A 6,274-nucleotide genomic window follows, 5' to 3' on the forward strand; every position below is an offset into this window, starting at 1 on the left:
GATGACGCGATGAACCGAGTGTTGTACCCGGGTACTTTCGACCCCATTACCAAAGGCCATGGCGATCTGGTCGAGCGCGCCTCGCGGCTGTTCGACCACGTGATCATCGCGGTGGCGGCCAGCCCCAAAAAAAACCCGCTGTTCCCACTGGAACAACGGGTGGGTCTCGCCCGTGAGGTCACCAAGCACCTGCCCAATGTCGAAGTCATCGGCTTCTCCTCGCTGCTGGCGCATTTCGCCAAGGAACAGGGCGCCAATGTCTTCCTGCGCGGCCTGCGTGCGGTGTCCGACTTCGAGTACGAGTTCCAGCTGGCGAACATGAACCGGCAACTGGCCCCCGACGTCGAAAGCCTGTTCCTCACGCCTTCGGAGCGCTACTCGTTCATTTCCTCGACCCTGGTCCGGGAAATTGCCGCGCTGGGGGGGGATATCAGCAAGTTCGTCCACCCGGTGGTGGCAGATGCGCTGACCGAACGCTTCAAGAAGTAATCTTTAGCGGCTGATCATCGCGCCCGCGTGCACTGCGGGCGCGAATGCGGCACAATTGTGCCCACTGCGTTGAACATGCCCGGGCGCTGAGCCCCGGCCGGAGTCCCCATGTCCCTGATCATCACCGACGATTGCATCAACTGCGACGTCTGCGAACCCGAGTGCCCGAACGAGGCCATCTCCCAAGGCGAAGAGATCTACGTGATCGACCCTAACCTGTGCACCCAGTGCGTGGGTCATTACGACGAGCCGCAGTGCCAGCAGGTCTGCCCGGTCGACTGCATCCCGCTGGATGAAGCGCACCCGGAAACCGAAGAAGAGCTGATGGCCAAGTACCGCCGAATCACCGGCAAAGCCTGATCGCTGCCTGACCGCCTCCACGCGGTCCCTGTGTGGGAGCGGCCTTGCGTCGCGATGGGGCGCGAAGCGGCCCCAGGATTTCAGCTCCGCAGCAGAAACTGCCGGGGCCGCTGTGCGGCCCTTTCGCGACGCAAGGCCGCTCCCACAAGGGGTACCGCTTAACTGCTTCAGCGCTGACAGCGCGGGCAATACACACTCGCCCGTTGCCCCAACTTCACCTCGCGCAATTCCGTGCCACACACCTTGCACGGCTGCCCGCCCCGCCCGTACACGAACAATTCCTGCTGGAAGTACCCCGGCTGCCCGTCGCCACCGATGAAGTCGCGTAGCGTGGTGCCACCCTGCTCGATCGCCGCCGCCAGCACGCGCTTGATCTCGATCGCCAACTTCAGGTAGCGCGCCCGGGAAATCCCGCCCGCTTCTCGACGAGGGTCGATGCCGGCGGCAAACAGCGCCTCGGTGGCGTAGATGTTGCCCACACCCACCACTACCGCGTTGTCCATGATGAACGGCTTGACCGCCATCGACCGCCCGCGCGACAGCTGGAACAGCCGCTCACCGTCGAACAGGTCGGTCAGCGGCTCCGGCCCAAGGCGCAGCAACAGCTCGTGATTGAGCGGGTCCAGGCTCCACAGCATCGCGCCAAAGCGGCGCGGGTCGGTGTAGCGCAGCATCAACCCCGATTCCAGCTCGATATCCACATGCTCATGCTTGGCCGCGGGCAGGCCCAGCTCGACCAGGCGCAGGTTGCCCGACATGCCCAGGTGGCTGATCAGGGTGCCGACCTCGGCATTGATCAGCAGATACTTGGCGCGCCGCTCGACACTGACAATGCGCTGCCCCGACAGGCGCACATCCAGGTCTTCCGGAACCGGCCAGCGCAGTCGCCGGTCACGCACCACCACCCGGCTGACGCGCTGGCCTTCCAGATGGGGCGCAATACCGCGCCGGGTGGTTTCTACTTCTGGCAATTCCGGCATGTGTCAGTGCCCGCCCAACTCGCGAATGTTCTGCTTGAGGTTCTCGAAATCGTATTCCGACAAGCCAATGTAATCGAGCACCAGCGGGCCGACCACATTCCATTCGTGGTCCACGGTCTGGTTGCCCAGCACCCGGTACGATGCGCAGATGTGTTCGGCCATCTTCAGCACCGCCAGCAGGTTTTTCAGCTGGTTCTGGGTATTGCGCGAGCTCTCGTCGCGGAACACCGCCAGGGCGTTGTGGTGGTTGGCAATGGCCGCGCTGAGGTGCTCGGGCAGGCGCCAGGACTTGGCCGTGAAATAGCCGACCACCGAATGATTGGTGTTGAACGCGCGGTTTTCGGTATCGACCACGCGGGTTTCCTCGTCGGCCTTGGCATAGGCTTCTTCCAGCACCTCCATGTATTCGGGGAAGCGCTTGAGCATAAGCGGCACGCCACAGTCATGGAACAGGCCCAGGGTGTAGGCCTCGTCCGCCGCCTGGATGCCGGTGCGCTTGGCCAGGGTCAGGCAGGTCATCGCCACGTCCTGGGCGGTGTCCCAGAAGCGGTTGAGGGTAACGATAGTCTCGTCGGTCATCTCGCCCTTGATCGACTGGGCGTTGATCAGGTTGATGATCGAACGGCTGCCCAGCAGGTTCACCGCGCGCTGGATCGAACCGATCTTGTTGGAAAGGCCGAAATGCGGGGAGTTGACCAGCTTGAGCAAGGCGCCCGAGAGGCCCGGGTCCTGGGAAATCAGCTTGGCGATGGTTTCCAGGTCAGGGTCAGGCATGTACTGCTCGAACTGCAGGTCGACCATGATCTGCGGCTGCGGCGGGATGGTGATGCCTTGCAAGGCTTGCTGGATCTGTTCGGCGCTGAGTTCTTGGGACATACGTGCACACTCGTTTGGGACCGCCGATTCTAACCCTCCAGAGCGGAAAGGGACCAACCACTGAATCGTTGCGCCGGAACTTTACCTGAACCATCCGGGCCTCTTTCTCATATTCATCAAGGAAAGGAGCAAGGCCCATGAGTGCAGAACTGAACGGCAAGCGAGTGGCTTTCCTGGTCACCGACGGCTTCGAGCAAGTGGAACTGACAGGACCTCGCGAAGCCCTGGAACAGAGCGGCGCGGTGGTGGACATCCTCAGCGACAAGGAGGGAACGGTACGCGGCTGGAACCACGACCAGCCGGCCGATGAATTCGCCGTGGACGCAACCTTCGAAAGCGCCCACCTGGACCTCTACGACGCCCTGGTGTTGCCCGGCGGCGTGCAAAATTCTGACACGATTCGGTTGATCCCAGCTGCGCAGAAACTGGTGAAAAGCCACGATTCGGCTGGCAAGCCGCTGGCGGTGATCTGCCATGGTGGCTGGTTGCTAGTGTCGTGCGGGTTGGCCAAAGGCAAGCGGCTGACCAGCTACAAGACCTTGCAGGACGATATCCGCAATGCTGGCGGGGACTGGGTGGATGAAGAAGTGGTGGTCGATGGCAACCTGATCACCAGCCGCCAGCCCGATGACATTCCGGCGTTCAACCGGCAGCTGATCAAGGCATTGGCAGCCTGACTACTGCTTGACGACCTTACACGGTCACTGTGGGAGCGGCCCTGTGTCGCGATAGGGCCGCACGGCGGCCCCAGGGCACCAGCAACACCGCATTGTCTGATGGCCCTTTCGCGACACAAGGCCGCTCCTGCAACGGGCGCATGACCAGGCAACACGTTATAATCTCGCTCTTTTTTCCGGAGCGACGTCATGTCCCTGCCCAGCCTTCGCCTCAAAGCCAATGCCGACCGCCGCCTGCGCGCCGGCCACCTGTGGGTCTACAGCAACGAAGTCGACGTCAGCGCGACCCCGCTGCAAGGCTTCCAGGCCGGCCAGCAGGCTGTTCTCGAGGCAGCCAATGGCAAGCCGCTGGGCATCGTCGCGCTGAGCCCGAACAACCTGATCTGCGCGCGCCTGCTGTCGCGTGATATCAAGCTGCCGCTGGACAAATCGCTGTTGGTGCACCGCCTCAACGTCGCCCTGTCGCTGCGCGAGCGCCTGTTCGACCAGCCGTGCTACCGCCTGGTCTACGGCGACTCCGACTTGCTGCCAGGCCTGGTGGTCGACCGCTTCTTCGACATCCTCGTGGTGCAACTGGCCTCGGCCACCATGGAAGCGCACAAGGATGACGTGATTGCAGCGCTGGTTCAGGTGCTCAAGCCAAGCGGCATCCTGTTCAAGAACGACTCCGCCGCGCGTGACGCCGAAGGCCTGCAGCGCTACGTCGAGACCGTCTACGGTGAAGTCCCGGACTGGGTGCCGCTGGAAGAGAACGGCGTCAAATTCGAAGCCCCGGTACGCGAAGGCCAGAAGACCGGCTGGTTCTACGACCACCGCATGAACCGTGCACGCCTGGCGCCGTACGTGAAAGGCAAGCGCGTGCTCGACCTGTTCAGCTACATCGGTGGCTGGGGCGTGCAGGCCGGCGCCTTCGGCGCAAGCGAAGTTTTCTGTGTGGATGCCTCGGGCTTCGCCCTGGACGGCGTCGAGCGCAACGCCGCGCTGAACGGCATCAGCGAGAAGCTGACCTGCATCGAAGGTGATGTGTTCGAGGCCCTTCGCGAACTGAAGGCCGCCGAAGAGCGCTTCGACGTGATCATTGCCGACCCACCCGCCTTCATCAAGCGCAAGAAAGACCTGAAGAACGGCGAAGCAGCCTACCGCCGCCTCAACGAGCAGGCCATGCGCATGCTGACCAAGGACGGCATCCTGGTCAGCGCATCGTGCTCGATGCACCTGCCCGAGGACGACCTGCACAACATTCTGCTGACCAGCGCCCGCCATCTGGACCGCAATATGCAACTGCTCGAGCGCGGCGGCCAGGGCCCGGACCATCCGGTTCACCCGGCAATCGCCGAAACCCGCTACATCAAGAGCATCACCTGCCGGTTGTTGCCCAACAGCTGACCGATATCCAGACGGCCTGTGCCGGCCCCATCGCCGGCAAGCCAGCTCCCACAGGATCACCACAGCCCTCGAGACCTGTGCAGTACCTGTGGGAGCAACTGTCTTGAATATCTCTTCAAGCCAGCACTGGCCCTTGTAGGAGCGGCCTTGTGTCGCGATGGGGCGCGAAGCGGCCCTAGGTTTTCAGCTTCGCAGCAAAGATTGTCGGGGCCGCTGCGCGGCCCATCGCGACACAAGGCCGCTCCTACAGGTATTTGCACATGGCTTGAGGCCGGTGTGGTCGAGGTGGGAGCTGGCTTGCCGGCGATGAGGCCGGTGAAACCAGCACGAGACAGAGTCAGATCCCCAACACCTGCGTCGCAATCCCGAAATACACCAGCACCCCAGCCGCGTCGGCTATCGATGTGATCAGCGGCCCGCTGGCCGTGGCCGGGTCAAGCTTGAAGCGGCTAAGCAGGAACGGCAGGCTCATGCCGATCAGGCTGCCCACCAGCACGATCACCACCATGCTGCTGGCTACGATCAGGGCAATTTGCGGCCCGCCCCGCAGCACACCCAAAGATGCCACTGCAACGGCCATGGTTGCGCCCAACGCCAGCGCCACGCCAAATTCACGCCCCAGCATGCGCCACCAATCGCGCATGACCACCTCGCCTGTGGCCAACCCTCGAACCATCAGCGTTGCCGACTGGGCACCCGCGTTACCGCCGCTGTCCACCAGCAACGGCAGGAAAAACACCAGGGCAATGTGTGCAGCGATGGTCTCTTCGAAAGCGGCAATACCCGCTCCGGAAAACAGGTTGCCAAACACCAGCAACACCAGCCACAGCACGCGCTTGCGGTAAAGCAGCCCCAGGGTTGCATCGCGCAGGTTGCCAACGTGATTGGTGATCGATGCGCCTTTGTGGAAGTCCTCGGTGGCCTCGCGCCGTTGTGCCTCAAGGGCTGCATGGGCGTCTGGCCGAAGAGGTTTTTTATCAGTTTGATGTTGCATGAAGTTCTCCAGGCGCCGACCCAGGCGCCCACAGACCTCAGCCTCGCGGACTCAAGCCTTCGGCGGCCCTGGCGGCGGCGCGCTCAGTGCCAGATAGCAGGTTCGTGTGGAACCGGTAACTGGGAAGGTCCATTGAGGGATTTCTCGTGAAACCGCACATGCGGCGGCGGGATAATAGAGGCTCTCGATGTGCCGGTCAGCCCCATCACCAGCGATTCAGAAGCGTCCTACGAGCAACCGGCCATAAGGCCGAAGCCACCGCCCGGACACATCGCCATTCCCTCGCCGCGCCAGCGGTGTAGAATCGGCCTATTCATCGCCAGTCATCCCCGGCGGGTTTATGAGCTCTGGCCAAGCACGCGGCGATCCCGCGCGGTCTTCGGCCCCATCCGTGCCAGTGGCAACCGGCCTGCGGCGCAAAGGACATAGAGAAGCTCACTCCCCTTTTAGTGACCTGATTAAGCCGCCAGGAGTGTTTCATGCCTGATTATCGTTCCAAGACTTCCACCCAA

The 6,274-nt window shown here is 62.7% G+C and carries 7 protein-coding genes; 4 read left to right on the forward strand and 3 right to left on the reverse strand.

Annotated elements, in window-relative coordinates:
* Window positions 1-9: 9 nt before the first annotated feature.
* Together coaD and JV551A3_RS29760 are read left to right on the forward strand one after the other, a co-directional pair.
* Window positions 10-489 (forward strand): pantetheine-phosphate adenylyltransferase, encoded by a 480-nt coding sequence (coaD, locus tag JV551A3_RS29755; protein WP_112249717.1) that lies wholly within the window; start codon window positions 10-12, stop codon window positions 487-489.
* A 108-nt stretch (window positions 490-597) separates the two neighbouring features.
* Window positions 598-849, forward strand: a complete 252-nt coding sequence (locus tag JV551A3_RS29760) for a YfhL family 4Fe-4S dicluster ferredoxin (RefSeq protein ID WP_013974644.1) — start codon at window positions 598-600, stop codon at window positions 847-849.
* A gap of 167 nt (window positions 850-1,016) precedes the next feature.
* Here JV551A3_RS29760 and mutM read toward each other — a convergent pair whose 3' ends face one another.
* Both mutM and JV551A3_RS29770 read right to left on the reverse strand, forming a co-directional pair.
* On the reverse strand, window positions 1,017-1,829 hold the full coding sequence (gene mutM, locus JV551A3_RS29765) for a bifunctional DNA-formamidopyrimidine glycosylase/DNA-(apurinic or apyrimidinic site) lyase (RefSeq protein WP_016712536.1): 813 nt from the start codon (window positions 1,827-1,829) through the stop codon (window positions 1,017-1,019).
* Between the two features lie 3 nt (window positions 1,830-1,832).
* Window positions 1,833-2,651 (reverse strand): HDOD domain-containing protein, encoded by an 819-nt coding sequence (locus JV551A3_RS29770; RefSeq protein ID WP_177421394.1) that lies wholly within the window; start codon window positions 2,649-2,651, stop codon window positions 1,833-1,835.
* 191 nt (window positions 2,652-2,842) lie between these two features.
* On the opposite strand from JV551A3_RS29770, the gene JV551A3_RS29775 reads away from it, so the two are divergent.
* Together JV551A3_RS29775 and JV551A3_RS29780 are read left to right on the forward strand one after the other, a co-directional pair.
* Window positions 2,843-3,382, forward strand: coding sequence for a type 1 glutamine amidotransferase domain-containing protein (locus JV551A3_RS29775; protein WP_133979361.1), 540 nt, complete (start codon window positions 2,843-2,845; stop codon window positions 3,380-3,382).
* Window positions 3,383-3,571: 189 nt separating this feature from the next.
* A complete protein-coding gene (locus tag JV551A3_RS29780) occupies window positions 3,572-4,768 on the forward strand; it encodes a class I SAM-dependent rRNA methyltransferase (protein ID WP_133976112.1) in 1,197 nt (398 codons plus the stop codon).
* A 337-nt stretch (window positions 4,769-5,105) separates the two neighbouring features.
* Here the strand turns inward: JV551A3_RS29780 and JV551A3_RS29785 are convergent, their stop codons facing one another.
* The gene (locus tag JV551A3_RS29785) at window positions 5,106-5,762 is read right to left on the reverse strand and encodes a magnesium transporter (protein ID WP_133976114.1); all 657 of its coding nucleotides are present in this window, start codon (window positions 5,760-5,762) and stop codon (window positions 5,106-5,108) included.
* Window positions 5,763-6,274 lie beyond the last annotated feature (512 nt).

The organism is Pseudomonas inefficax (assembly GCF_900277125.1).
In the GTDB taxonomy this organism is placed as follows: domain Bacteria; phylum Pseudomonadota; class Gammaproteobacteria; order Pseudomonadales; family Pseudomonadaceae; genus Aquipseudomonas; species Aquipseudomonas inefficax.

What these genes read in the sequence shown, in the direction of transcription:
- JV551A3_RS29760 (WP_013974644.1), top strand. Translation starts at nt 598, where the DNA reads ATGTCCCTGATCATCACCGACGATTGCATCAACTGCGACGTCTGCGAA.
- JV551A3_RS29785 (WP_133976114.1), bottom strand. Translation starts at nt 5,762, where the DNA reads ATGCAACATCAAACTGATAAAAAACCTCTTCGGCCAGACGCCCATGCA.
- JV551A3_RS29780 (WP_133976112.1), top strand. Translation starts at nt 3,572, where the DNA reads ATGTCCCTGCCCAGCCTTCGCCTCAAAGCCAATGCCGACCGCCGCCTG.
- mutM (WP_016712536.1), bottom strand. Translation starts at nt 1,829, where the DNA reads ATGCCGGAATTGCCAGAAGTAGAAACCACCCGGCGCGGTATTGCGCCC.
- JV551A3_RS29775 (WP_133979361.1), top strand. Translation starts at nt 2,843, where the DNA reads ATGAGTGCAGAACTGAACGGCAAGCGAGTGGCTTTCCTGGTCACCGAC.
- coaD (WP_112249717.1), top strand. Translation starts at nt 10, where the DNA reads ATGAACCGAGTGTTGTACCCGGGTACTTTCGACCCCATTACCAAAGGC.